Source organism: Amycolatopsis azurea DSM 43854 (genome assembly GCF_001995215.1).
Classification (GTDB): domain Bacteria; phylum Actinomycetota; class Actinomycetes; order Mycobacteriales; family Pseudonocardiaceae; genus Amycolatopsis; species Amycolatopsis azurea.
Genome location: NZ_MUXN01000002.1, coordinates 1 through 26406, shown reverse-complemented (window position 1 = coordinate 26406; position 26406 = coordinate 1). Strand labels below are relative to the sequence as shown.

Here is a 26406-nt window from a genome sequence, read left to right as displayed (position 1 = left end):
GTCAGAGTTCGTTGTCCAGCAGGGCGAACATGTCGTCGATGGTGTCCACTTCCAGGTCGGCGTCGCCGCCGGACGGCCGGACGCGGTCCTGCCACAGGGCGACCAGGTTCCGCAGCTTCGTCTCGACCTCGGCCCCGTCCGCGCTCGCCAGATCCACAGTGGACAGTTCGGCGGCGAGCTTGTCGATCCCGGACGCCAGGCCGGTTTCCTCAGCCGCGGCGGGCACGACTTCGGACTGCAAGAACTTGGCGAGGTCGTCCGGGGTCGGGTAGTCGAAGATCAGCGTCGCGGGCAGGCGCAGCCCGGTGGCCGCGTCGAGCCCATTGCGCAGCTCGACCGCGGTCAGCGAGTCGAAGCCCAGTTCGGTGAACGCCCGGCCCGGCTCGATCGAGTCCGCGCCGTCGTGCCCGAGCGCGGCCGCGGCCTGGCCGCGCACCACGTCGAGCAGCACCCGTTCGGCGTCCACCTGCGACAGCCCGGCGAGCCGTCGCTTGAGACCGTCGGCCTGCGCCGCCGCGTCCACCGGTGCGGCACGCCGCACCGAACCGCGGACGAGACCGCGCAGCAGCGGCGGCACCGGCCCGGTCATCGACCGGAGCCCGGCGACGTCGAGCTTCACCGGCACCGAGACCGGTTCGGCCAGGCCGGTGGCCAGGTCGAACAGCTCCAGTCCTTCCACCGGGTCGAAACTGCCGACCCCATCGCGGCCCATGCGGTCCGCGTCCGCCGAGTCACCCATGCCGTCGGCCCACAGACCGAAGGCGAGCGACGTCGCGGGCAGACCGAGGCCGCGGCGGTGGTGCGCCAGCCCGTCGAGGAAGGTGTTCGCCGCGGCGTAGTTCGCCTGCCCCGGCGCGCCGAGCACGCCGGCGGCCGAGGAGAAGAGGACGAACATGGTCAGGTCGTGCCCGCGGGTGAGCTCGTGCAGGTTCCACGCCGCGTCCACCTTGGGCCGCAACACCTTTTCGAGCCGCTCGGGGGTGAGCGCGGTCAGCAGGCCGTCGTCGAGGACGCCGGCCGCGTGCACCACACCGGTCAGGTCCGGTGTGCGGTCCAGGACCGAGGCGAGCGCGGCGCGGTCGGCGGCGTCGCACGCCTCGATCCGCACGGTCGCGCCCAGCTCGGTCAGTTCCGCCGTCAGTTCGGCCGCGCCGGGCGCGTCCGGACCGCGACGGCTGGTCAGCACCAGGTCGCGGATGTCGTGCTTGGTCACCAGGTGTTTGGCCAGTACCGCGCCGAGGCCACCGGTACCGCCGGTGACGAGCACCGTGCCGCCGATCGGGCGGCGCGGCACGGTCAGCACGACCTTGCCGACGTGCTTGGCCTGGGACAGGAAGCGCAGCGCCTCCGGTGCCCGGCGCAGATCCCAGGTCCGGATCGGCAGCGGGGTGAGCGCGCCCTGGTCGAACAAGGTGATCAGCTCCTCCCATATCTGCGCGATCCGGCGGTTGCCCGCGTCGATCACGTCGAACGCCTGGTAAGTCACACCGGGATGGTGCCCCGCGGCGCCGCCGTCCGGACGGACGTCGGTCTTCCCCATTTCCACGAACCGTCCACCGCGCGGTAACAGGCGCATCGACGCGTCGATGAAGTCGCCCGTCAGCGCGTTGAGGACGACGTCCACGCCGTTCCCGCCGGTGGTCTCGCGGAACCGCTCCTCGAACTCGAGCGTCCGCGACGAGGCGATGTGGTCGTCGTCCAGTCCGGCCGCGCGCAGGACGTCCCATTTGCCCTCGCTCGCGGTGCCGAACACCTCGGCGCCGAGATGCCGGGCGAGCTGCGTGGCGGCCATGCCGACACCGCCCGCCGCGGCGTGGATGAGCACCGACTCGCCCTTCTTCAGCGCGCCGAGGTCGGTCAGCGCGTAGTAGGCGGTGAGGTACACCAGCGGCACCGACGCGGCCTCTTCGTACGTCCAGCCCTCGGGCATCTTCGCCAGCAGGTCCCGGTCGGCGAAGGTGAGCGGGCCGAACCCGCCGTGCACCAGGCCCATCACGCGGTCGCCCGGCACGAGGTCGGTCACCTCGGACCCGACGTCGGTGACGACACCGGCGGCCTCGTAGCCGATCCGGCCGGCGTCGCCCGGGTACATGCCGAGCACGTTGAGCACGTCGCGGAAGTTCGTCCCGGCCGCGCGGGTGGCGATCCGGACCTCACGCGGCAGCAGCGGTTCGAGCACGTCGGGGTACGGCTCGAAGGAGAGCCTGTCGAGCGTGCCCTTGACGACGCTGTCGAGACGCCAGGCCGGTTCGTGCCACGGCGGCACGAGGTCCGGCGACGACGCGGCGGTCAGCAGCCGGGCCGCGTGGACGACGCCGTCGCGGACGGCCAGCTGGGTTTCGTCGCCCAGCACGGCCAGCGCGATGTCGACGTCGGCTTCGGCCGCGTCGAGCAGGACCAGACGGCCGGGATTCTCGGACTGGGCACTGCGGACCAGGCCCCAGACCGCGGCCGAAGCCGGGTCGACAGTGTCCGAAGTGGACACGGCGACCGCGTTCTCGGTGCGCACCACGAGGATGGTGTCCTTTTCCTCGGCCAGCCACTCCTGCAACTTCGCCAGCGTGCTGCGCAACAGAGCGTGCGCGGCCGCCGGGGTCTCGTCGGTACCGGGTACCGCCGAGAGCAGCTCTGTCGGCGGAACCGGGGACTCGTTCGTGACCTGGGCCCAGCCGAGCCGGAACAGCGAGTCCGAAGTGGACGGATCCGCCGGGCCGAGGTCGGTGACCTCGCGCAGCAGCAACGATCCCACCGTCAGGACCGGCGCTCCGGCGCCGTCGGTGAGCTCCAGGCGCACCGAGTCGGTGCCGGAGGCGGCGACCCGGACCCGGGCGGCGGTGGCACCGGCCGCGTGCAGGACGACGTCACGCCAGAGGAACGGCAGCCGGGTGGTCTCGGCGTTCCCGGGCAGCAGGCCGATGGCGTGCAGCGCGGCGTCGAGCAGGGCCGGGTGCAGGCCGAACTTCCCGGCGTCGCCGTGCGCGGCGGCGGGCAGTTCGAGATCGGCGCAGACCTCCTCGCCCACCAGCCACGCGGCGGTGAGGCCTTGGAACACCGGCCCGTACTGCAGGCCCGCGTCGGCGAGACCGGCGTAAAGCTCGGTGACGTCGAGGCTTTCCGCTCCGGCGGGCGGCCACGCGGCATCCGAGGCCGCCGGGTGGGCGTCGCCGGGGGCGAGCAGGCCGGTGGCGTGCTCGGTCCACGCGTCGGCTTCGGGACGCCGCGAGTGGATCGACACCGGACGTCGTCCGTCGTCGTCCGGGGCACCGAGGACGACCTGCACGGCGAGGCCGCCGGTCTCGGGCAGCACCATCGGCGCGGCCAGGGTCAGTTCGGCCACGCGGGAGCAGCCGAGTTCGTCGCCCGCCCGGACGGCGAGTTCGACCAGCGCCGCACCGGGCACCAGCACGGTCCCGAGCACCGCGTGATCGGCCAGCCACGGTTGCACAGCGCGCGACAACCTGCCGTAGCCGACCAGGCCGTCCTCGCCCGCCGTCGGCACGGTCGCCCCGAGCAGCGGGTGCCCGGCCGCGGCCAGGCCCAGCCCGGCGGCGTCACCGGCGACGGCCGGCGGGTCGAGCCAGAACCGCTCGCGCTGGAACGCGTAGGTGGGCAGCGGGACGGCGTGGGCGTCCGTGCCGTCGAAGAACGCCGTCCAGTCGACCTCGGTCCCCGTCGCAATTAGTCGGCTAAAGGCGAGGGAGGCGGTCTGCCGTTCGTCGCGGTCCTTGCGCAGCACCGGGACGAGCACCGCGTCGGGGGCGCTGTCGAGGCCCATCGCGGAAAGCACGCCGTCCGGGCCCAGTTCGGCGAACCGGGTGACCCCGGCGGCCGAGAGCGCGGCGATACCGTCGGCGAACCGCACGGTCTCGCGGACGTGCCGCACCCAGTAACCCGGGTCGGTCAGATCGGCCGATTCGCTCACCGTGGACACGATCGGGATTCGCGGCTCGGCATACTCCAGCGACGCCGCGACTTCGGCGAACTCCGCCAGCATCGGCTCCATCAGCGCCGAGTGGAACGCGTGCGAGACGACCAACGCCTTGGTGCGGCGACCTTCCTTCGCAAACACTTCGGCCACTGCGTGCACGGGACCGTCCACACCGGACAGGACGATCGCCTGCGGTCCGTTGACCGCCGCCAGGCAGACCTCGTCGGACAGGTGCTCGCGCACCTCGTCCTCGCTCGCCTGGACCGCGACCATCGCGCCGCCTTCGGGCAGCGCCTCCATCAACCGGCCACGCGCTTCGACGAGTTTCGCCGCGTCCTCCAGGGAAAGCACTCCGGCGACATGCGCCGCCGCGATCTCGCCGATCGAATGCCCGGCCAGGAAATCAGGCCGGATCCCCCACGACTCGACGAGGCGGAACAGTGCCACTTCGAGGGCGAAGATCGCGGGCTGCGCGGTGCCGGTGCGGTTGATGTCGCCATCGAGCGGAAGCAGCGCGGAGACCTCGTCGTAAGCCGCGGCGAACACCGGGAAGGCGTCGTAGAGTCCCTGCCCCATGCCGAGCCGCTGCGAACCCTGACCGGTGAACAACATCGCCAGTTTGCCTTCGGCCGCACGCCCGATGACGACGTCCGGCGTGGGACGGCCACCGGCGAGGGCGGCCAGTCCGGCACGCAGCGTGTCGGCGTCGCCGGTGAGCACCGCCCGCCGCTCGAACGCGGTCCGGGTGGTGGCCAGCGCGTAGCCGATGTCGACCGGGTCGGCGAACCCGACGGTGCCGAGCAGCCGTCCAGCCTGGGCTCGCAGCGCGTCTTCGGTGCGGGCGCTCAGCACCCACGGAAGGAGCGACGGCGCCGCCGGAGCCGCGTGCGTCACCGGTTCCGGGACCTGCTCCAGGATGACGTGCGCGTTGGTACCGCTGATGCCGAACGCCGACACCGCCGCCCGTCTGGGCCGGTCCGCCTCGGGCCAAGGCCGCGCCTCGGTGAGCAGCCGGACCTCACCCTCGCTCCAGTCGACGTGCGGGGACGGCTCGTCGACGTGCAGGGTGGCGGGCAGGACGCCGTGGCGCATCGCCTCGACCATCTTGATGATCCCGGCGAGCCCCGCGGCGGCCTGAGTGTGGCCGATGTTGGACTTCACCGAACCCAGCCACAGCGGTTCCTCGCGGTCCTGGCCGTAGGTGGCCAGCAGCGCCTGCGCCTCGATCGGGTCGCCCAGCGCGGTTCCGGTGCCGTGCGCCTCGACGATGTCCACAGTGGACGACTCGACGCCCGCCGCCGCCAGCGCACGGCGGATGACCCGCTGCTGCGAGGGTCCGTTGGGCGCGGTCATGCCGTTGGACGCGCCGTCCTGGTTGACCGCACTGCCGCGGACCACCGCCAGCACGTGACGTCCGTTGCGACGAGCGTCGGAAAGCCTTTCCAGGAGCAGGAATCCGGCACCCTCGGCCCAGGCGGTGCCGTCGGCCGCGGCTGCGAACGGCTTGCAGCGGCCGTCGGCGGCCAGGCCGCGCTGGCGGGAGAATTCGATGAACGGGTTGGGGCTGGCCATCACGGTCGCGCCGCCGACCAGCGCCAGGCCGCATTCACCGGATCGCAGCGCTTGCGCCGCCCAGTGCAGGGCGACCAGCGAGGACGAGCACGCCGTGTCGACCGACACCGCCGGGCCTTCGAGCCCGAAGGTGTAGGCGACGCGGCCGGTCAGCACGCTGCTCGCGCTGCCGGTCCCGAGCAGGCCCTCCATCCCGTCCGGGGTGGCGGCCAGCCGAGAGGCGTAGTCGTCGTACATGACGCCGGCGAACACCCCGGTGGTGCTGCCCTTGAGCGAGACCGGGTCGATCCCGGCGCGCTCGAACGCCTCCTGCGCGGTCTCCAGCAGCAGCCGCTGCTGCGGATCGACGGTGACCGCTTCACGCGGCGAGATCCCGAAGAACTCCGCGTCGAAGTCGGCGGCATCGTGTAGGAAACCGCCCTCGCGGGCGTAGCTGGTGCCGGGGTGGTCGGGGTCCGGGTGGTACAGCCGGTCGAGGTCCCAGCCACGGTCGGACGGGAACGGCGTGATCGCGTCGGTCCCCTCGGCGACCAGGCGCCACAGGTCCTCCGGCGAGCTGACGCCGCCCGGGAACCGGCAGCTCATCGCGACGATCGCGATGGGCTCGTCCGGCTCGGCCACCCGCACCGGCTCGACGTCCACAGTGGATTCTTCACCGGCCAGTTCGCCGCGGACGTAGGTCGCCAGCGCCGCCGGGTTCGGGTGGTCGAACACCAGCGTGGCGGGCAGCCGCAGGCCGGTCGCCTCGCCGAGCCGGTTGCGCAGTTCGACCGCGGTGAGCGAGTCGAACCCGAGTTCGGTGAACGCGCGCCCGGCCTCGACCGACGTCGCGGTGCCGTGGCCGAGCACGTCGGCGACGTGACCGCGGACCAGGTCGACCAGATGCGAGAGCTGGTCGGCGGGTGAGAGCCGGGTGAGCGTCGCGGTCAGCCCGGCGGCGGCCGCGGCGTTGGCCGCGCCCCGCCGCTTCGGCACCCGGACCAGACCGCGCAGCGCGGGAGCGGGCTCGCTCGTGCGGGCCAGCGTGCGCAGTGTCGCCAGGTCGAGCTTGACCGGCACCGGGACCGGTGTCGAAGCGGCCAGCCCGGCGTCGAACAGCGCCAGGCCTTCCTCGTCGGTCAGCGCGCCGAATCCGGCACGGGCCAGACGGTCCACATCGGACTGTCCGCCCATGCCGTTGGCCCACAGGCCGTACGCGAGCGAACGGGCGGGCAGGCCCTCGGCGTGACGTCGTCGCGCGAGGTCGTCGAGCAGGGCGTTGGCCGCGGCGTAGCTGGCCTGCCCGGGACCGCCGAGGATCCCGGACACCGAGGACACCAGGACGAACTGGGTCAGCGGCTTGCCGAGCGTGAGTTCGTGGAGCGCGAGCGCCGCCTCGGCCTTGGGCCGCAGCACGGTGTCGAAGCGCTCCGGGGTCAGTTCGGTGACGACGCCGTCGTCGAGCACACCGGCGGCGTGCACGATCCCGGTGAGGTCCTCGATCCCGTCGAGCAGGGCGGCGAGCGCGTCGCGGTCGGTGACGTCGCAGGCGACGACGTCGGCGCCGAGTTCTTCCGCCAGTTCCGCCGCGCCCGGGGCGTCGAGACCACGACGGCTGGTGAGGACCAGCTTGCTGACCTCGGGCGCGAGATGCCGGGCGATCGCGGCCCCGACCCCGCCGGTGCCGCCGGTGACGAGAACCGTTCCCTCACCCCAGATCGCTGCCTCACCCGGAGTCGCGCGAGCCAGTCGCGGGACCTCCGCGACGCCGTCGCGGACCCGGACCTGCGGTTCGCCGGTGGCCAGCGCCAGGCTGACGTCGTCGCCTTCGAGGACGACGAACCGGTCCGGGTGCTCCGAAGCGGCGGTGCGGGCGAGCCCGCGGACGGCGGCCCCGGCCGGAGTGTCGCCGGTGCTGATCACCAGACGCGTCCCACCGTCGGCCAGGAACTCCTGGACGGCGGCGAGAGTCGCGGCCAGCGCGTCCCGGGGCGCACCGTCCGGCGCGGTGAAGACCTGGACGTCTTCGGTGACCTCGCCGTCGGCGGGGACCTCGACCCAGGTCAGCTCGTACAGCGAGTCCGTGCCGCGCCGCGCCGGTGCCTCGGCGGTGCGGACCGCGACCGTGCCGATCGTGGCGACCGGCGCGCCGGTGGTGTCGGTGACCAGCAGGGAGAAGCCGGAGCCGGCGGGTGTGACCCGGACGCGCAGCGCGGTGGCGCCGGTGGCGTGCAGGGTGACGTCGCCGAACAGGAACGGCAGGCGGGTGCCCTCGCCCGGGAGGAGACCGAGCGTGTGGAGTGCCGCGTCGAGCAGCGCCGGATGCAGGCCGAAGCCGTTGACGTCGGTGCCTTCGGGCAGCTCGACCTCGGCGAAGACGGTGTCCCCGTCGCGCCAGGCGGTGGTGAGCCCGCGGAACGGCGGACCGTAGTCGAGCCCTGCGGCCGCCATGTCCGCGTAGAGCCCGTCGAGCGAAAGCGGCTCGGCGGCGGGCGGCCATTCCGTGAGCCCGGACGGCACGGCGGCGGTCTCGGGGGCGAGCGTGCCGGTGGCGTGCTCGGTCCATTCCCCTTGCGGGGCACGCGAATGCACCGAAACCGGGCGACGTCCGCCCGTACCCGCCGCACCGACGAGCACCTGAACGTCCAGCGCGCCGTGCGGCGGCAGCACCAGTGGCGCGGCCAGGGTCAGTTCCTCCACACCTCCGCAGCCGGCTTCGTCGGCGGCGCGGACGGCGAGTTCGAGCAGTCCGGTGCCGGGGACGAGCACTTCACCGAACGCGGCGTGCCCGGCCAGCCACGGATGCGTGGCGACCGAAAGCCGTCCGGTCAGGACCCAGCCGTCGCCGTCGGCGAACGGCACGGCCGCGCCCAACAGCGGATGCCCGGCGGCCTGGAGCCCGGCCGTGGTGACGTCGCCCGCTCCGCTCCCGGCGGCGAGCCAGAACCGGCGGCGATCGAACACCGACGTCGGCAGGTCGACGACGCGGGCACCGGTCGGACGGAACACCTCGGCCCAGTCGACGGCGACACCGCGGGTGTACGCGGCGGCCAGCGTGGTGAGCGCGGTCTCCGCCTCGTCGCGGTCGGCTCGCAGGAACGACGCCGCGAAGGTGTCCGGGCCGTCGTCGGCGAGCGCGGTCAGCACGGCGGCCGGGCCGAGCTCGACGAACCTGGTCACCCCTGCCTCGCGCAGCCACGCCAGCCCGGCGTCGAACCGGACGGTGGCGCGGACGTGCTCCACCCAGTATTCCGGTTCGACGACCCGGGCCGCGCGCTCGCCGTCCACTGTGGACACGAACGGGATCGTCGGCGTCGAGAAGTCGAGCTCGTCCACCACGGCGGCGAACTCGTCGAGCATCGGCTCCATCAGGGCCGAATGGAACGCGTGCGAGACCTCCAGCCGCTTGGTGCGGCGGCCGAGCTTCTCGAACTTCTTGGCCAGCTTCAGCGTCGGTGACGCGGCACCCGAAAGAACAACCGCGTTCGGGCCGTTCACGGCGGCCAGCGAGACCTTCGGCGTCAGGTGCTCGCGCACCTCGTCCTCGCTCGCCTGGACCGCGACCATCGCGCCGCCTTCGGGCAGCGCCTCCATCAACCGGCCGCGCGCTTCGACGAGTTTCGCCGCGTCCTCCAGGGAAAGCACTCCGGCGACATGCGCCGCCGCGATCTCGCCGATCGAATGCCCGGCCACGAAGTCAGGCGTCATTCCCCAGGACTCGGCGAGCCGGTACAGCGCGACCTCCAGCGCGAAGATCGCAGGCTGCGCGGCGCCGGTGCGGTTCAGGTCGCCGCCGGTCGGGAGCAGCGCGGTGACCTCGTCGTAGGCCTTGGCGAACGCGGGGAAGGCGGCGTAGAGCCCCTCGCCCATGCCGAGACGCTGGGATCCCTGACCGGTGAACAGGAACGCGGTCCGCCCGGACAGCACGCGTCCGGCGACGACCGACGGCGTGGTGGCACCCTCGGCCAGCGAGCCGAGCCCGGCGCGGAGATCCGCGTCCGTGGCACCGAGTACGACGGCACGGCGTTCGTGCGCGGTCCGGGTCGTGGCGAGCGCGAATCCGACGTCGACCGGTTCGCCGTCGCGTCCGAGCAGACGCCCGGCCTGCTCCCGCAGGGTGTCCTCGGCGCGGCCGGAGAGCACCCACGGCACGAGGGCCGGGGCCACGACCTCACGCGGGGCCGGGGTCTCGACCGGCGGCTGTTCGAGGATGACGTGCGCGTTGGTGCCGCTGATCCCGAACGACGACACGGCGGACCGGCGCGGACGTCCGGTCTCCGGCCACTCCCGGCCGTCGGCGAGCAGCTCGACGTCACCGGCTTCCCAGTCGACGTGCGGGGTCGCCTCACCGAGGTGCAGCGTCGGCGGAAGGACACCGTGGTGCATCGCCTGGACCATCTTGATGATCCCGGCGACGCCCGCCGCGGCCTGCGTGTGACCGAAGTTGGACTTCACCGAACCGAGGTACAGCGGTTCGCCGTCGCGCTCGCGGCCGTAGGTGGCCAGGAGCGCCTGCGCCTCGATCGGGTCACCCAGCGTGGTGCCCGTTCCGTGCGCCTCGACAGCGTCCACAGTGGACGACGGGACCCCGGCGGCGGCCAGCGCCTGGCGGATCACCCGCTGCTGCGAGGGACCGTTGGGGGCGGTGAGACCGTTGGACGCGCCGTCGGAGTTGACCGCGGAGCCCTTGACGACCGCGAGGACGCGGTGGCCGTTGCGGCGAGCGTCGGAAAGCCGTTCCAGCACCAGCATTCCGGCACCCTCGGCCCAGCCGGTCCCGTCGGCGTCGGCCGAGAAGGACTTGCAGCGGCCGTCGGCGGCGAGCCCGCGCTGACGGGAGAACCCGATGAACGTCTCCGGCGTCGCCATCACCGTGACACCACCGGCCAGCGCCAGCGAGCATTCGCCCGAGCGGAGGGCCTGTGTCGCCCAGTGCAGGGCGACCAGCGACGACGAGCACGCGGTGTCGACCGAAACCGCCGGTCCCTCCAGGCCGAGGGTGTAGGCGACCCGGCCGGACAGCACGGAACCCGAGGTGCCGGTGCCGAGAAAGCCCTCGACGTCGTCGGGGACGTCGTTGCCGAGCCGAGTGCCGTAATCGTGGTACATGACGCCGGCGAAGACGCCGGTCGGGCTGCCCTTGAGCGCCGTCGGGTCGGTGCCGGAGCGCTCCAGCGCTTCCCACGCGACTTCGAGCAGCAGGCGCTGCTGCGGGTCCATGGCGAGCGCCTCGCGGGGCGAGATCCCGAAGAACTCGGGGTCGAAGTCGCCCGCGTCGTGCAGGAATCCGCCTTCGCGGGTGTAGGTCTTGCCCGGCTGGTCGGGGTCGGGGTCGTAGATGCCGTCGACGTCCCAGCCGCGGTCCTCGGGGAACCGGGTCACGCCGTCGCGGCCACCGGCGACGAGGTCCCACAGCTCCTCGGGCGACGTCACGCCGCCCGGGTAGCGGCAGGCCATGCCGACGATGACGATCGGGTCGCCGTCGGCGCGGGCGGCGGTGAAGACCGGGGTCGCGTCGGCGGGTTCGTCGAGCAGTTCGGCGAGCAGGAATTCGGCCAGCGCCACCGGGGTCGGGTGATCGAAGGTCAAGGTCGCCGGGAGCCGCAGCCCGGTGACCGTGCTCAGGCGGTTGCGGAATTCGACCGCGGTGAGCGAGTCGAAGCCGAGATCACCGAACGCGCGGTCGGCTTCGACGGCGTCCGGGCTGGTGTGGCTGAGGACGTGCGCGGCCTCGGTGCGGACCAGTTCGGTCAGGAGCCGCGTGCGCTCACCGGCGGGCACGCCCGCCAGACGCTGCCGCAGGCCCGCGGCTTCCGCTTCCTCCGCCGCACGGCGACGGCGCGGCCGGACCAGGCTCCGCAGCACGTGCGGCACCTCGGCTTCGGCACGCAACGCGGCCAGGTCCAGCTTGGTCGCGACCGGACGCGGGTCGTCACCGAGGGCCAGCAGGTCGAACAGCTCCAGCCCGGCTTCGATGGGCAGTGCCGCTCCCCCGCGCCCCTCGCCCATGCCGGTTTCCCAGAGGCCGTAGGCGATCGACGTCCCGGGGAGGCCCTGGGCACGCCGGAGCGTGGCGAGCCCGTCGAGGTAGCCGTTGGCCGCCGCGTAGTTCGCCTGACCGGGCGCGCCGAGCGCACCGGCGATCGAGGAGAACGTGACGAACAGCTTCAGCTCGGTGGTCAGTTCGTGCAGGTGCCGCGCGGCGTCGGATTTGGGGCCCGCCACGGCGGTGAGCCGCTTGGGGGTCATCGCGGTGAGGACGCCGTCGTCGAGGACACCGGCCGCGTGCACCACGCCACTCAGCGGTTCTTCGACAAGCGCGAGCACGGACTCGAGCTGGGAGCGGTCGGCGACGTCGCACGCGGCGATCGTCACCTCCGCGCCGAGCGCGCGCAGGTCCTCACGCAGGGCTTCGGCACCGGGAGCGTCGGCGCCCCGGCGTCCGACGAGCAGCAGATGCCGGACGCCGTGCCGCTCGACGAGCCGTCGCGCGACCTGTGCGCCGAGTCCGCCGGTACCGCCGGTGACCAGCACGGTGCCCTCAAGGGTCCAGTCCGGGTCGGCGGTGGCGCGGGACCGCGTCAGGCGCGGTACGCGCGGACCGTCCTCGGTGAACTTGACCTCGGGTTCGCCAGTGGCCGCCGCGAGCCGGGCGTCTCCGGCGCCGTGCACCAGGACGAACTTGTCCGGGTACTCGGCCTGCGCGCTGCGCACCAGTCCGGCGATCGCGGCGTGCTCCGGGCTGTCGCCGGTGAGGTGGACGACGAGCCGGTCTTCGGCGGCCTGCAACGCTTCGAGCGCGGCCTCGACCGACGTGGCTTCGTGCACAGCGACGTCTTCGGCCTGCTGCGGAACAGCGACGGAGATCCAGTCGATGCCGAACAGCGCGTCGGTGGCGGCGCTGGGCAGCGGCCCGTCACCCACCGGACGCAGGCTCAGCGACGCGACCGAAAGCACCGGTGCGCCCGTGCCGTCGGTGACCTGCAAGGAAACGGCGTCCTGACCGGCAGGGGTGAGCTTGGCCCGCAGGGCGCTCGCGCCGGTGGCGTGCAGCGCGAGCCCTGCCCACGAGAACGGCAGCCGCGCCGGGCCGCCGGTCAGGCCGACGGCGTGCAGGACGGCGTCGAGCAGGGCCGGGTGCAGTCCGAACCCGCGGACGTCGGTGCCCTCGGGCAGCGCGACCTCGGCGAAGACCTCGTCACCCTGACGCCAGGCCGCACGCAGACCGCGGAACGGGTCTCCGTAAGTGAGCCCAGCTTCGGCGAGTGTGGTGTAGAAGCCCTCCAGGTCAACGGTTTCCGCACCGGACGGCGGCCACTCGGTGATCGCGGTGGGTTCCTCGGCGGCCGTGGTCAGCGAACCGGTGGCGTGCAAGGTCCATTCGCCGTCCTGGGGACGCGAGTGCACCGCCAGGGAACCACTGTCCGAAACGGACACTCGAAGCTGAACCGGGGCCGAGGTGAGCACCAGCGGTGCCTGAAGCGTGAGTTCCTCGACGGTGCCACAGCCGACCTCGTCGCCCGCTCGCACGGCCAGTTCGGCGAACGCGGTCCCGGGCAGCAGGACGGCGTCGCGGACACGGTGCCCGGCCAGCCACGGCTGCTCGTCGAGGGACAGCCGTCCGGTGAGCACGAGCCCGCCGCGTTCGGGCAACGCGACGGCGGCGCCCAGCAGCGGGTGGTCGAGCGCGCCGAGACCCAGCGCGGTGGCGTCGCCGGACCCCGGCGGGGCCAGCAGCCAGAAGCGGCGGCGCTGGAACGGATACGTGGGCAGGTTCGCGGGTCGCGCGCCACTGCCGTCAAAGAAGCGGTCCCAGTCGACAGGAGCACCGGCCGCGTGCACCGCGCCCAGCGCGGTCATCGCGGTCCGGGCCTCGTCGGAGTCCTTGCGCAGCGCGGAAACGAAGACGCCGTCGGTGCCCATCGCGGAAAGCACCGCGTCCGGGCCGAGTTCGAGGAACGTCGTGACGCCCTCGGCGGTCAGGGCCGCGAGGCCGTCGGCGAACCGGACGGTTGCGCGGACGTGCCGGACCCAGTACGCCGGGTCGGTGAAATCCGCCGACGCGGTCACGGTGGAGACGATCGGGATCCGCGGCGCCGAGAACTCCAAGCTCCGTACGACCGCGGCGAACTCGTCCAGCATCGGCTCCATCAGCGCCGAGTGGAAGGCGTGGGACACCACGAGATGCTTGGTACGGCGGCCATCCTGGGCGAACCGGGCGGCGACCTCACGGACCGGGCCGTCCACACCGGACAGCACGACGGCGTCGGGCCCGTTCACCGCGGCCAGGCAGACCTCGTCAGTCAGGAACTCACGGGCCTCGTCTTCGGAAGCCTGGACCGCGACCATCGCGCCGCCCTCGGGCAGCGCCTCCATCAACCGGCCCCGCGCCTCGACGAGTTTCGCCGCGTCCTCCAGCGAAAGCACACCCGCGACATGCGCTGCCGCGATCTCGCCGATCGAGTGCCCGGCCAGGAGATCCGGGGTCACACCCCAGGATTCGAAGAGCCGGAACAGCGCGACCTCAAGGGCGAAGATCGCGGGCTGGGCGGTGCCGGTGCGGTCGATGTCGCCATCGAGCGGAAGAAGCGCGGCGACCTCGTCGTAAGCCTGGGCGAAAGCGGGGAAGGTCTCGTAAAGGCCCTGCCCCATGCCGAGGCGTTGGGCGCCTTGGCCGGTGAACAGGAACGCGAGCCGCCCGGTGACCGCGCGGCCGGACACGACGTTGGCCGCCCGGCCGGTGTCGGCGAACGCGGCCAGCCCGGCGTGCAGCACCGACGGGTCGGTCCCGACGACGACCGCGCGCCGTTCGTGCGCGGTGCGGGTGGTGGCGAGCGTCCAGGCGACGTCGAGCGGGTCGTCCGTCAGTTCGGCGAGCCGCGCGGCCTGTGCCCGCAAGGCTTCCTCGGAACGACCGGACAGCACCCACGGCAGCATCGCGGGCCGGGCTCCCGGCTCAGGGATCTCTTGCGCGGGAACGTGTTCGAGCACGACGTGCGCGTTGGTCCCGCTGAACCCGAACGAGGACACGCCCGCCCGGCGCGGACGGCCGGTCTCCGGCCAGCTCGCGGACTCGGTGGCCACGCGGATCGCGCCGGCTTCCCAGTCGACCTGGGACGACGGCGCGTCGACGTGCAGCGTCGCGGGGACGACGCCGTGGCGCATCGCCTCGATCATCTTGATCACCCCGGCGACACCGGCCGCGGCCTGCGTGTGCCCGAAGTTCGACTTCACCGAGCCGAGCAGCAGCGGCTCTTCCCGGTCCTGGCCGTAGGTGGCGAGCAGGGCCTGCGCCTCGATCGGGTCACCCAGCCTGGTGCCGGTGCCGTGCGCCTCGACGACGTCGACATCCGAAGTGGACAGTCCCGCGTTGGCGAGCGCCTGGAGGATCACGCGCTGCTGCGACGGACCGTTCGGCGCGGTGAGCCCGCTGGACGCGCCGTCCTGGTTGACCGCGGAACCCTTGAGCAACGCCAGCACGGGGTGTCCGTTGCGACGCGCGTCGGACAACTTCTCCAGGAGGACGAACCCGGCGCCTTCACCCCAGGCGACGCCGTCGGCGCCGTTGGCGAAGGCCTTGCAGCGGCCGTCGATCGCCATCGCGTTCTGCTTGCTGAAGTCGACGAACGGGTCGGGGTTGGCCATCACGGTGACACCGCCCGCCAGCGCGAGCGAGCACTCCCCCGACCGCAGCGCCTGGCTCGCCAGGTGCATCGCGACCAGCGACGACGAGCACGCCGTGTCCACCGAGACGGCCGGCCCCTCGAAGCCGAAGGTGTAGGAGACGCGGCCGGACATCATCGCGCCGGACGTGCCGGTGCCGAGGAAACCTTCCACCTCCTCCGGGATCTTCGTCAGCCGCGACGCGTATTCGTGGTAGATCGCGCCGGTGAAGACACCGGTGTCGCTGCCGCGCAGGGTGCCCGGCGGGATACCCGCGCGTTCGAAGGCCTCCCACGCGATCTCCAGCAGCAACCGCTGCTGCGGGTCCATCGCGAGGGCTTCTCGGGGCGAGATGCCGAAGAACTCCGGGTCGAAGTCGCCCGCGTCGGGCAGGAATCCGCCGGTGCGGGTGTTCGACACGCCCTGTTTGCCCGGGGTCGGGTCGAACAGCGCGGCCAGATCCCAGCCGCGGTCGGTGGGGAACTCCGTGAGGCCTTCGCGGCCTTCGGACACGAGGCGCCACAGGTCTTCCGGCGTGTTCACCTCGCCGGGGAACCGGCAGCTGGTCGCGACGATCGCGATCGGCTCGCCGTCGTCGATCACGCGGGCGCGGGTGCGCGGTCCGGCGGTGAGGTCGCCGAGCAGTTCCGAGCGCACGTATCCGGCGAGGGCGACCGGAGTCGGGTGGTCGAAGATCACCGTCGACGGCAGCCGCAGCCCGGTCACGGAACCGAGGCGGTTGCGCAGTTCGACCGCGGTCAGCGAGTCGAAACCGGAGTCCATGAACCCGCGGCCGGGTTCGACGGTGGCGGCGTTGACGTGCCCGAGCACCAGGGCGACCTGAGTGCGGACGAGGTCGAGCAGCTCGCGGTCCTGGTCGGCCTCGGTCAGCCCGGCGAGCCGCCTGGCGAGCGAGGAGTCACTGCCCGATTTCGCGGTCCGGCGACCGGGCTTGACCAGCGCGCCGAGCAGCGGCGGGAGCGGTCCGGACGCGGCGAGCACCGGCAGGTCGAGCTGGACGGGGATGGCCAGCGGCGCACCGGCGGCGATGGCCGCGTCGAACAGCGCGAGACCGTCTTCGACGGCGAGCGCGGGAGTGCCCCCGGCGCGCAGCCGCGCCAGGTGGGCCTCGCCGAGCGTTTCCGCCATGCCTGCGGCCCACGGGCCCCAGGCCAGCGACTGCCCGGCGAGACCGAGCGAACGGCGGTGGGCGGCGAGGCCGTCGAGGTAGCCGTTGGCCGCCGCGTAGTTGCCCTGTCCCGGCGCGCCGAGCACACCGGCGGCCGAGGAGAAAGTGACGAACAGTTCCGGGTCACCGGACAGTTCGTGCAGATGCCTTGCGGCGTCGGCCTTCGGACCGAGCACATAGTCGAGCCGCTCTTGGGTGAGCGCGTCGATGGTGCCGTCGTCCAGCACACCGGCGGCGTGCACGACACCGGTCAGCTCGACGCCGTCCAGCAGTGCGGCGACGGCGTCACGATCGGCGACGTCACACGCGACGACCGTCACTTCGGCGTCGAGTTCGGCGGCCAGTTCCCGCGCGCCCGGCGCGTCGAGGCCACGGCGACTGGTGAGCAGGAGCTTCCGGACGCCGTGCGTGGTCACCAGATGGCGGGCGATCAGCGCGCCGAGACCGCCTGTGCCGCCGGTGATCAGCACCGTCCGCTCGGGGTCGAGTGCCCTCGGCATGGTGAGCGCGACCTTGCCGATGTGCTTGGCCTGGCTGAGGAACCGGAACGCTTCCCGGGCTTCGCGGACGTCCCAGGTTCGGGTCGGCAGCGGCGCGAGCGCGCCGGAGGCGAACAGATCGGTCAGCGCGTCCCACATCTGCGCGGTCCGCTCCGGACCGGCGTCGATCAGGTCGAAGGCCTGGTAGTGGACGCCTTCGGGCTCGCGGATGTCGGTCTTGCCCATCTCCAGGAACCGGCCACCCGGCGCCATCGTGCGGATCGAGGCGTCGATGAAGTCCCCGGCGAGCGCGTTCAGGACGACGTCGATGCCGCTGAACCGCTCCTCGAACTCCAGCGTGCGGCTGGAGGCGATGTGCGCGTCGTCGAGTCCGGCGTCGCGCAGCACGTACTGCTTGCTTTCGCTGGCGGTGCCGTAGACCTCGGCGCCGAGGTGACGCGCGAGCTGCGTGGCGGCCATGCCGACCCCGCCGGCGGCGGCGTGGATCAGGATCGACTCGCCCGCCTTGAGCCCGGCCAGATCGACCAGCGCGTAGTAGGCGGTGAGGAACACCAGCGGCGTCGACGCGGCCTGTTCGTAGGTCCAGTCCGCGGGTTTGCGGGTGATCATCGGCCGTTCGGCGACCGCGACCGGACCGGCGCCGCCGGAGACGAGGCCCATCACCTGGTCACCGGGCCGCAGGTCGGTGACGCCGTCGCCGACCTCGAGGACGGTCCCGGCGAACTCGCTGCCGAGCAACCCCGCCTCGCCGGGGTACATGCCGAGCGCGTTGAGGACGTCACGGAAGTTGAGCCCGGCGGCGCGGACGGAGACTCGGACACCCTGCGGGCCGAGCGGCTCGTCGGGCAGCGGCTCCAGGGTCAGGTGGTCGAAGGTGCCCTTGCCGGACAGGCCGAGCCGCCAGTTCCCGGACGGCGGCAGCAGCCTGCCGGTGGATTCCGGCGTGACCAGGCGCGGTACGCGCAGTTCGCCCTCGCGGACGGCGATCTGCGACTCACCGGCGGCCAGCACGGCGTCGGTCAGCTCGTCGGCGTCGACCAGCAGGAACCGGTCCGGATGCTCGGACTGCGCGCTGCGCACCAGTCCCCACACCGCGGCGGCGACCGGGTCCACATCGGACTGTCCAGTGTGGACGACCAGTTTCGAGGTGGCGAAGCGGTCTTCGGCGAGGAAGGTCCTGAGGACGTCCAGCGTGGCGCCGGTGACGGCGTGGACGTCGTCCCCTTCGGCGCGGTACACGACAACCTCGGGCGCGTCGCCGGTGACGTCGGCGAACCGCGCCCAGCTCGGCGCTTCGGTCTCGGGGGTGGCGAGAGGCCGCCACTCCAGCTCGTACAGCCCTTCGCGCGTGGCCGTCGGACGCAGCTGTCCCGCCGAAACCGGGCGGACGACCAGCGAGCCGACCGTGGCGACCGGCGCACCGGTCCCGTCGGCCACGCGCAACGTCACCGCGTCGGTGCCGGCCGGGGTCAGCCGGACACGCAGTTCGGCGGCGCCGGAGGCGTGCAGGACTACGTCACTCCACGCGAACGGCAGGCGCGCGGGACCGTCGCCCTCCGCCAGCGCGTGCAGCGCCGAGTCGAGCAGCGCGGGGTGCAGACCGAACCGGCCCGCCTGGTCGCGGGCGGCGCCGGGCAGCGAGACCTCGGCGTAGGTGTGCTCGCCGTCGCGCCAGAGAGCCCGCAGGCCCTGGAAGATCTCGCCGTACTCCAACCCGGCCGAGGCCAGTTCGGGGTAGCGGCCTTCGAGAGACACGGCTTCGGCGCCGGGCGGCGGCCACTCGGCCAGTTCCCAGTCCGGTGTGGCGGCGGTCGGGGCGAGCGCGCCGGTGGCGTGCAGCGTCCACTCCCCCGCCCCGTGCGGACGCGAGTGCACGGTGAGCGGGCGGTGGCCGGACTCCTCGGGCGTCCCGGCCCACAGCTGGACCTGGACCGCGCCGCTCTCCGGAAGCACCAGCGGCGTCTGCAGGGTCAGCTCTTCCAGCGCCGACAGGCCGGTTTCGTCGGCCGCGCGCACGGCGAGTTCGACCAGCGCGGTGCCGGGAACGACGACCTGCCCGTGCACCATGTGGTCGGCCAGCCACGGGTGCGTGCGCAGCGAAAGGCTTCCGGTGAACAGGAATCCACCCGCGTCGGCGACCGAGACGGCGGCGCCGAGCAGCGGATGGTCGAGCGAGCCGAGGCCGAGACCCGCCGCGTCGCCGGCGGCGTGGGTCGGGGGAAGCCAGTAGAACTCGCGCTGGAACGGGTATGTGGGCAGTTCGACCGGACGCGCGCCGTCGAACGCGGCGGCCCAGCCGACCTTCCCGCCGTGGACGTGCACGGCGGCCAGCGCGGCGACGAACGTCTCGGGTTCGGGCCGGTCGCGGCGCAGCGCGGGGACGAACAGGCCGTCCGCGCTCTCCTGACCGGCGGCGGAGAGGATGCCGTCCGGGCCCAGTTCGAGGAAACGGGTCACTCCCGCTTCGGCCAGTGCCTTGACGCCGTCCGCGAACCGCACGGCCTCGCGCACGTGCCGGACCCAATAGGCCGGGTCGAGGATTTCGGCGGTCTCGGCGATGCGGCCGGTGACGCCCGCGATCACTGCGATCTTGGGCGTCTTGTAGGTGACACGGCGGGCGACGGCGGCGAAGTCGTCGAGCATGCCGTCCATCAGCGCCGAGTGGAACGCGTGGGAGACGGCGAGGTTCTTGGTTCGGCGGTCCTGCTCACGGAACACCGCGGCGACGGTCCGGACGGCGTCCTCGGTACCGGAGACGACGATGGCGCGCGGGCCGTTGACCGTGGCGATGTCCGCGCCCGCGACCAGGGCGGCGCGGACCTCGTCCTCGGTCGCCTCGATCGCGCACATCGCGCCACCGCGCGGCAACGCGCCCATCAGACGTCCGCGCGCGGCGATCAGCCCGGCCGCGTCTTCCAGCGACCAGACGCCCGCGACGTGCGCGGCGGCGAAGTCGCCTACGGAATGCCCGATCAGGAAGTCCGGGACCACGCCCCAGGATTCGACCAGCCGGTAGAGGGCGACCTCGAGCGCGAACAGCGCGGGCTGCGCGTTCGCGGTGTCGTTCAAGGCATCGACGTCGTCGCCGAAGACGATCTCGCGGATACCCGGCAGCAACTCGCAGACCTGGTCGAACGCGGCGGCGAACGCCGGATACGTCTCGTACAGCTCGCGGCCCATGCCGAGACGCTGCGATCCTTGGCCGGTGAAGCAGATCGCGAGGCTACCGTCGGTCGCCTCGCCACCGTCATGAGTTCCTTCCGCGACCGCCGTCAGCGCGGCACGCAGCGTGGCCTCGTCGCGGCCAGTGACGACCGCGCGGTGCTCGAACACGGACCGAGTCGCGGCCAGCGACCAGCCGATGTCCGCCGGGCCACCCTCGACGTCCAGCAGCGCGCGGGCCTGGGCCCGCAACGCCGCCGGAGTGCGGCCGGACAGCACCCACGGGATCACCGGCGGGGTGACGCTGTCCACTGTGGACTCTTCGACGGCAGGCGCCTGCTCCAGCAGTACATGGGAGTTGGTGCCGCTGATGCCGAACGACGAGACACCCGCCCGGCGGGTCTCCCCTTCCGGCCAGGGACGCGCGGACGCCAGCAGCTCGATCGTGCCGGGCGACCAGTCGACCTGCGGGCTCGGCGCGTCGATGTGCAGGCTCGCGGGCAGGATCCCGTTGCGCAGGGCCAGGACCATCTTGATGATCCCGGCGACGCCCGCGGCGGCCTGGGTGTGGCCGATGTTCGTCTTCACCGAGCCGAGCAGCAGCGGCCCGCGCTCACCGCGGTCGCGGCCGTAGGTGGCCTGGAGGGCTTGGACCTCGATCGGGTCGCCCAGGGTCGTGCCGGTGCCGTGCGCCTCGACGACGTCGACATCCTTTGTGGACAGACGCGCGTCGGCCAGTGCCTGGCGGATGACGCGCTGCTGCGAGGGGCCGTTGGGCGCGGTGAGGCCGTTGGACGCGCCGTCCTGGTTGACCGCGGAGCCGCGGACCACGGCCAGCACCGGATGTCCGTTGCGCTGGGCGTCGGAAAGCCGCTCCAGCACGATCATGCCGGCGCCCTCGCCCCACGCGGTGCCGTCGGCCCCGGCGGCGAACGCCTTGACCAGGCCGTCGCGGGCGAGACCGCGCTGGCGGGAGAACTCGATGAACGCGTCCGGGCTCGCCATCACGGTGGCACCACCGGAAAGCGCGAGGTCGCACTCCCCCGCGCGCAGGGCGCGGACGGCGAGGTGCAGCGTGACCAGCGACGCCGAGCACGCCGTGTCGACGGTGACCGACGGGCCTTCCAGCCCGAGCACGTAGGAGATCCGTCCGGAAAGGACACTGCCGGAGATACCGGTGCCAAGGTACCCCTCGACGCCTTCGACACCCTTGGGCAGGTCGCGGCCGTAGTCCTGGCCGTTGGTGCCGACGAAGACCCCGGCGCGGCTGCCGGACAGCGACGCGGGATCGATTCCGCCGCGTTCCAGCGCCTCCCACGACGTCTCCAGCAGCAGCCGCTGCTGCGGGTCCATCGAGACGGCCTCGCGCGGCGAGATGCCGAAGAACTCGGGGTCGAATTCCCCGGCGCCGTCGACGAATCCGCCTCGGTCGACATAGCTGGTGCCCAGATGGTCCGGGTCGGGGTCGACGAGCGCGCCGACGTCCCAGCCGCGGTCTTCGGGGAACCCGGAGATCCCGTGCTCCCCGGCGGTCAGCAGCTCCCAGAACCGCTCCGGCGTGCGGACGCCGCCCGGGAACCGGCAGCCCATGCCGACGATCGCGATCGGTTCGGCGGCGCGGTCCTCCAGCGCGGCGAGCCTGCCGCGCGTGCGCTGCAGTTCGCCGGTGACTCGCGTCAGGTAGTCGCGAAGCTTGTCGTTCTCACCCACGGTGTCCCCACTCATCGGTCGAGGTCGCGTGCACCCGGCTCAAGCGCCGAGTTGCTGGTCAATGAAGGCGAAGAGTTCGTCGTCCGAAGACGGCGTGAAGCCGGGCCCGTCCAGGCTCTCGGCGAGTTTCCGCAGGCGGGCGCCCGCTTTGGCGTGGTCTTCGCTGCCCGGGTCGAGGCGGCTCACGGCGGCTTCCAGGCCGTCGAGCAGGTCTTCCAGGTCTTGCTCGGTGCCCGCGAGTTCCTGCCAGAGGTAGTCGGCGAGGGCCTGCGGTGTCGGATGGTCGAACACGAGCGTCGCGGGCACGGCGAGGCCGGTGGCGGCGTCGAGGCGGTTGCGCAGTTCGACCGCGGTCAGCGAGTCGAAGCCGAGTTCGGTGAACGCGCGGTCCGGTCCGATCGCCGACGTGTCCGGATGGCCGAGCACGCGGGCCACGGTCTCGCGGGCGACCTTCAACAGCAGCCGCCGCTGCTCGGGCTCGATCAGCCCGGCCAGCCGCGACCGCAGATCCGCCACGGGGGCTTCGGCCGCCGCGGTTTCCGGCCGCGGCAGCTCGGCGAGCATCGGCGCGGCGCGGAAGTCCTCGAAGAACGACGGCCAGTCGAAGTCGGCGACGGTGACGCAGGTGTCGTCCGCGGCGATCGCCCGGACGAACTCCTCCGCCGCGGCTTCGGGGGTCATCGGGCGCAAACCCTTGCGGCGGACGGCGTCGTCGACGGCTTCGGCCATCCCGCCCTCGGCCCACGGGCCCCAGGCGATCGACACCGCCTTCACTCCTTCGGCCCGCCACTGGGTCGCGAGCGCGTCGAGTTCCGCGTTCGCGGCGGCGTAGGCGGCCTGCCCGCCGTTGCCGAGCACCCCGGCGACGGAGGAGAACAGCACCAGCGCGTCGAGGTCCTTCGTGAGTTCGCGCAGATGCCGCGCGGAGGTCACCTTCGGGCGGGCGACGGCTTCGAACCGCTCCGGGGTGACGTCGTCGAGCAGCGCGTCGTCGAGGACGCCGGCGGTGTGCACGACCACACGCAGGTCTTCCAGACCGCTGACCACTGTGGACAGTGCGTCTCGGTCGGCGGCGTCGCAGGCGTGGATGCTGACGCTGGCGCCGAGGCCCTCCAGTCGTGCGCGGAGTTCCGCCGCTCCGGGCGCGTTCTCGCCGCGCCGCGACAGGAGCACCACGTGTTCGGTCCCGGCGCGGATCAGCCGTTCGGCGACGAGCGCGCCCAACGCGCCGGTGCCGCCGGTGATCAGCGCGGTACCGGAGGTGGTCCACGCAGTGGTCGGCGCGGGCGCGGCGGGGACGAACCGGCGGGCGAAGATGCCGTCCTCGCGGATGGCGACCTCGTCCTCCGGACCGCCGAGCACCTCGCCGAGGCGGGCGGCCACGGCAGGATCCTCGGGCAGAGTCACGCAGCCGCCCCAGCGGCGGGGCTGCTCGATCGCCGCGACCCGCGCGACGGCGGCGACGCCGGGATCGCCGGTGGCGCACCAGATCTTCGCCGGGGAGTCACGCAGGAGCGCGGCGAGCGCGGCCCCGTCCGCGGGGAAGGCGAGGACCGGCCCGTTCTCCGGGACTTCCGTCACCAAAGGCGCGTCGAGTGCCTTCGCGGCGGCTTGGGCCCAGGCGTGGTTTTCGGGGGCGTAGACGGTCCAGGTTTCCTGTGACGCCATGGGCTCGATCGGACGCCAGACGATTTCGTAGCGTCGCGCCGGGGGCGTGCTCCGATCGGCGGCGGCGAGCCAGAAGCGGTCCCGCCGGAAGGGATACGTCGGCAAGTCGACACGGGTGGTGTCGGTGCCGTCGAAGATCCGGGCCCAGTCGAGCCGGACCCCGGCGGTGAACAGCCTCGCCCGGGCCAGGTCGGCGGCGGCCGCCTCGTCGCGGTCTTTCCGTTGCGTGGCGACGAACGTGCCGTCGCTGGCCGAGTCCGCTCCGAGCGCGGTCAGGGAAGCGTCGGGCCCGACCTCGACGAAGCGCCGGACTCCGCGCGCGTGCAGGGTCTTGACGCCGTCGGCGAACCGGACGGGCTCGCGCACCTGCCGCACCCAGTACTCGGGGTAGCCGATCTCGGCGATGTCGCCGGTGAGACCCGAAACGATCGGGATACGCGGCTCGGCATACGTCACGCTCGCGGCGACCTCGCGGAAGTCGTCGAGCATCCCGTCCATCATCGCGGAGTGGAAGGCGTGGCTGACCGAAAGCCGCTTGGTGCGACGGCCCGGGAACGCGTCGACGACAGCGGTGACGGCGGCTTCCTCGCCGGAAAGCACGACGGACGAGGGACCGTTGATCGCGGCGATGCTGACGCCGTCGGGCAGGTCCAGCTCCGCTTCGGTGGCCTGCAAGGCGACCATCACGCCGCCCGTCGGCTGCGTCTGCATCAACCGGCCGCGCGCGGCGACCAGGCGGGCGGCGTCGTCGAGCGACCACACCCCGGCCACGTACGCCGCGGCGAGCTCGCCGATGGAGTGCCCGAGCAGGAAGTCCGGCTCGACGCCCCAGGACCGCACCAGCTCGGCCATCGCGACCTCGAAGGCGAACAACGCGGGCTGCGCGACGTCGGTCCGGTCGATCCTCTTCTGGTCCTCACAAGCAAGGACTTCGGCGAGTTTGAAGCCCGTGTGCGCGTCGAACCGTTCGGCGACGCGGTCGAAGGTCTCGCCGAAGACGGGGAACGCCGCGGCGAGCGCGGCGCCCATCGAGAGCCGCTGCGCCCCTTGCCCGGTGCAGAGGAAGGCGAGTTTGCCACTGCCCGCGCGGCCGGTGACCACGCCGGGCGCGGCCTCGCCGCGGGCCAGGGCACCGAGTCCGGCGAGGAGTTCCTCTCGGTCGGCGCCGGTGACGACCGCGCGATACGGCAGCGGCGCCCGGCCGGTGGCAAGCGACCAGGCCGGGTCGCCGTCGACCTGAAGGAGCCGGTCGGCCAGTTCGGGCAAGGCGGCCTCGGTCTTCGCGGACAGCACCCACGGGACCCGGGTTCGGGAGCCGCTCCCGGTCTCGGTGGGCTGCTCTGGAGCTTGGCGGAGGATGACATGCGAGTTGGTGCCGCTGATCCCGAACGACGACACCGCGGCCGCGCGCGGGCGGCCGGTCTCGGGCCAGGGCCGGTGCTCGGTGAGGAGTTCGACCGCGCCGGAATCCCAGGCGACGTGCGGGGACGGCTCGTCGGCGTGCAGCGTGCGCGGCAGCTCGCCGCGGCGCAACGCCTCGACCATCTTGATGATCCCGGCGACCCCGGCCGCGGCCTGCGTATGCCCGATGTTCGACTTGATCGAGCCGAGCCACAGCGGGTTTTCCCGTTCGCGACCGTAGGTGGCCAGCAGGGTGTCGGCCTCGATCGGGTCACCGAGTTTCGTGCCCGTGCCGTGCGCCTCGACGACGTCGATGTCCGAAGTGGACAGGCCCGCGCTCTTGAGCGCGGTGCGGATCACGCGCTGCTGCGACGGCCCGTTCGGCGCGGTGAGCCCGTTCGACGCGCCGTCGGAGTTGACCGCGGAGCCCTGGACGACGGCGAGGACGCGATGTCCATTGTGGACGGCGTCGGATAGCTTTTCCAGCAGCAGGACTCCGGCGCCCTCGCCCCAGCCGGTGCCGTCGGCGCCCGCGCCGAACGACTTGCAGCGCCCGTCCGGGGCGAGCCCGCGCTGGCGGGAGAACTCGACGAAGGTGTCCGGGACGGCCATCACGGTCGCGCCGCCGGCGAGGGCGAGCGAGCACTCTCCCGACCGCAGCGCCTGCGCGGCCAGGTGCACGGCCACCAGCGACGACGAACAGGCGGTGTCGACCGACACGGCCGGTCCCTCGAAGCCGAAGGTGTACGCGACCCGGCCGGACAGCACACTTCCCGCCGTCCCGGTGCCGAGGAAGCCCTCGACGCCCTCGGGCAGCTCAGTGACGCCGGATCCGTAGTCGTGGTACATGATCCCGGCGAACACGCCGGTCGCGCTGCCCTTCAACGCCGAGGCGTCGAGTCCGGCGCGCTCGATCGCTTCCCAGCTGATCTGCAGCAGGAGCCGCTGCTGCGGGTCCATCGCGAGCGCCTCACGCGGAGAGATGCCGAAGAACTCGGGGTCGAATTCGGCGGCCTCGTGGAGGAATCCCCCTTCACGCGCGTAGGACGTACCGGGGTGGTCGGGGTCGGGATGGAACAGCTCGGCGAGGTTCCAGCCGCGGTCTTCGGGGAACTCCGAGACCGCGTCGCGGCCGGCGGCCACCAGATCCCACAACGCCTCGGGCGAGTCGGCCCCGCCCGGATAGCGGCATCCCATGCCGATGATCGCGACCGGCTCTTTCGCCGCTTCGGCGAGCTCGCGGTTGCGCGCGGCCAGCCTGCTGTTCTCCTTGACCGATTCCCGCAGCGCGGTCACCAGCTCTTCGGGTGTCGCCATCAGATTCTCCGGACCGGACGAGACGGACGCAGCTCGGGCATGGCCTCATCCTGGGCGCGGGCGCCGCTCGTCCCCGGCACTGTTCGCCACCCCGGCCCCATTCCCCGGTAACCGAGGGCCCACCCGTGGACCGGGTGGGCGTTCGGTCCGGGCGGGGTTCGTGAGTGGTGAGCGGGGCTGTACCGAAGCCCGGCTACTACCGCTGTCTACCCACTGACGCTCAGGCCGTCGATCATGAAGAGTGGTTGGCGGGTCGGTCGCGGAATTCGATGTCCGGGACTTGGTTCACGTGGGCGTGGGTATGTCGAGGGGCCCGT

At 72.7% G+C, this 26406-nt stretch carries 2 protein-coding genes; both read right to left on the bottom strand.

Going from position 1 to position 26406, the window contains the following annotated elements:
• Position 1: 1 nt before the first annotated feature.
• On the bottom strand, positions 2-21703 hold the full coding sequence (locus B0293_RS02575) for a type I polyketide synthase (protein WP_005152900.1): 21702 nt from the start codon (positions 21701-21703) through the stop codon (positions 2-4).
• A gap of 39 nt (positions 21704-21742) precedes the next feature.
• Positions 21743-26068 carry a type I polyketide synthase gene (locus B0293_RS02570; protein ID WP_407640094.1) on the bottom strand — a complete coding sequence of 1442 codons (4326 nt, stop codon included), beginning with the start codon at positions 26066-26068 and terminating at the stop codon, positions 21743-21745.
• Between the last annotated feature and the right edge of the window lie 338 nt (positions 26069-26406).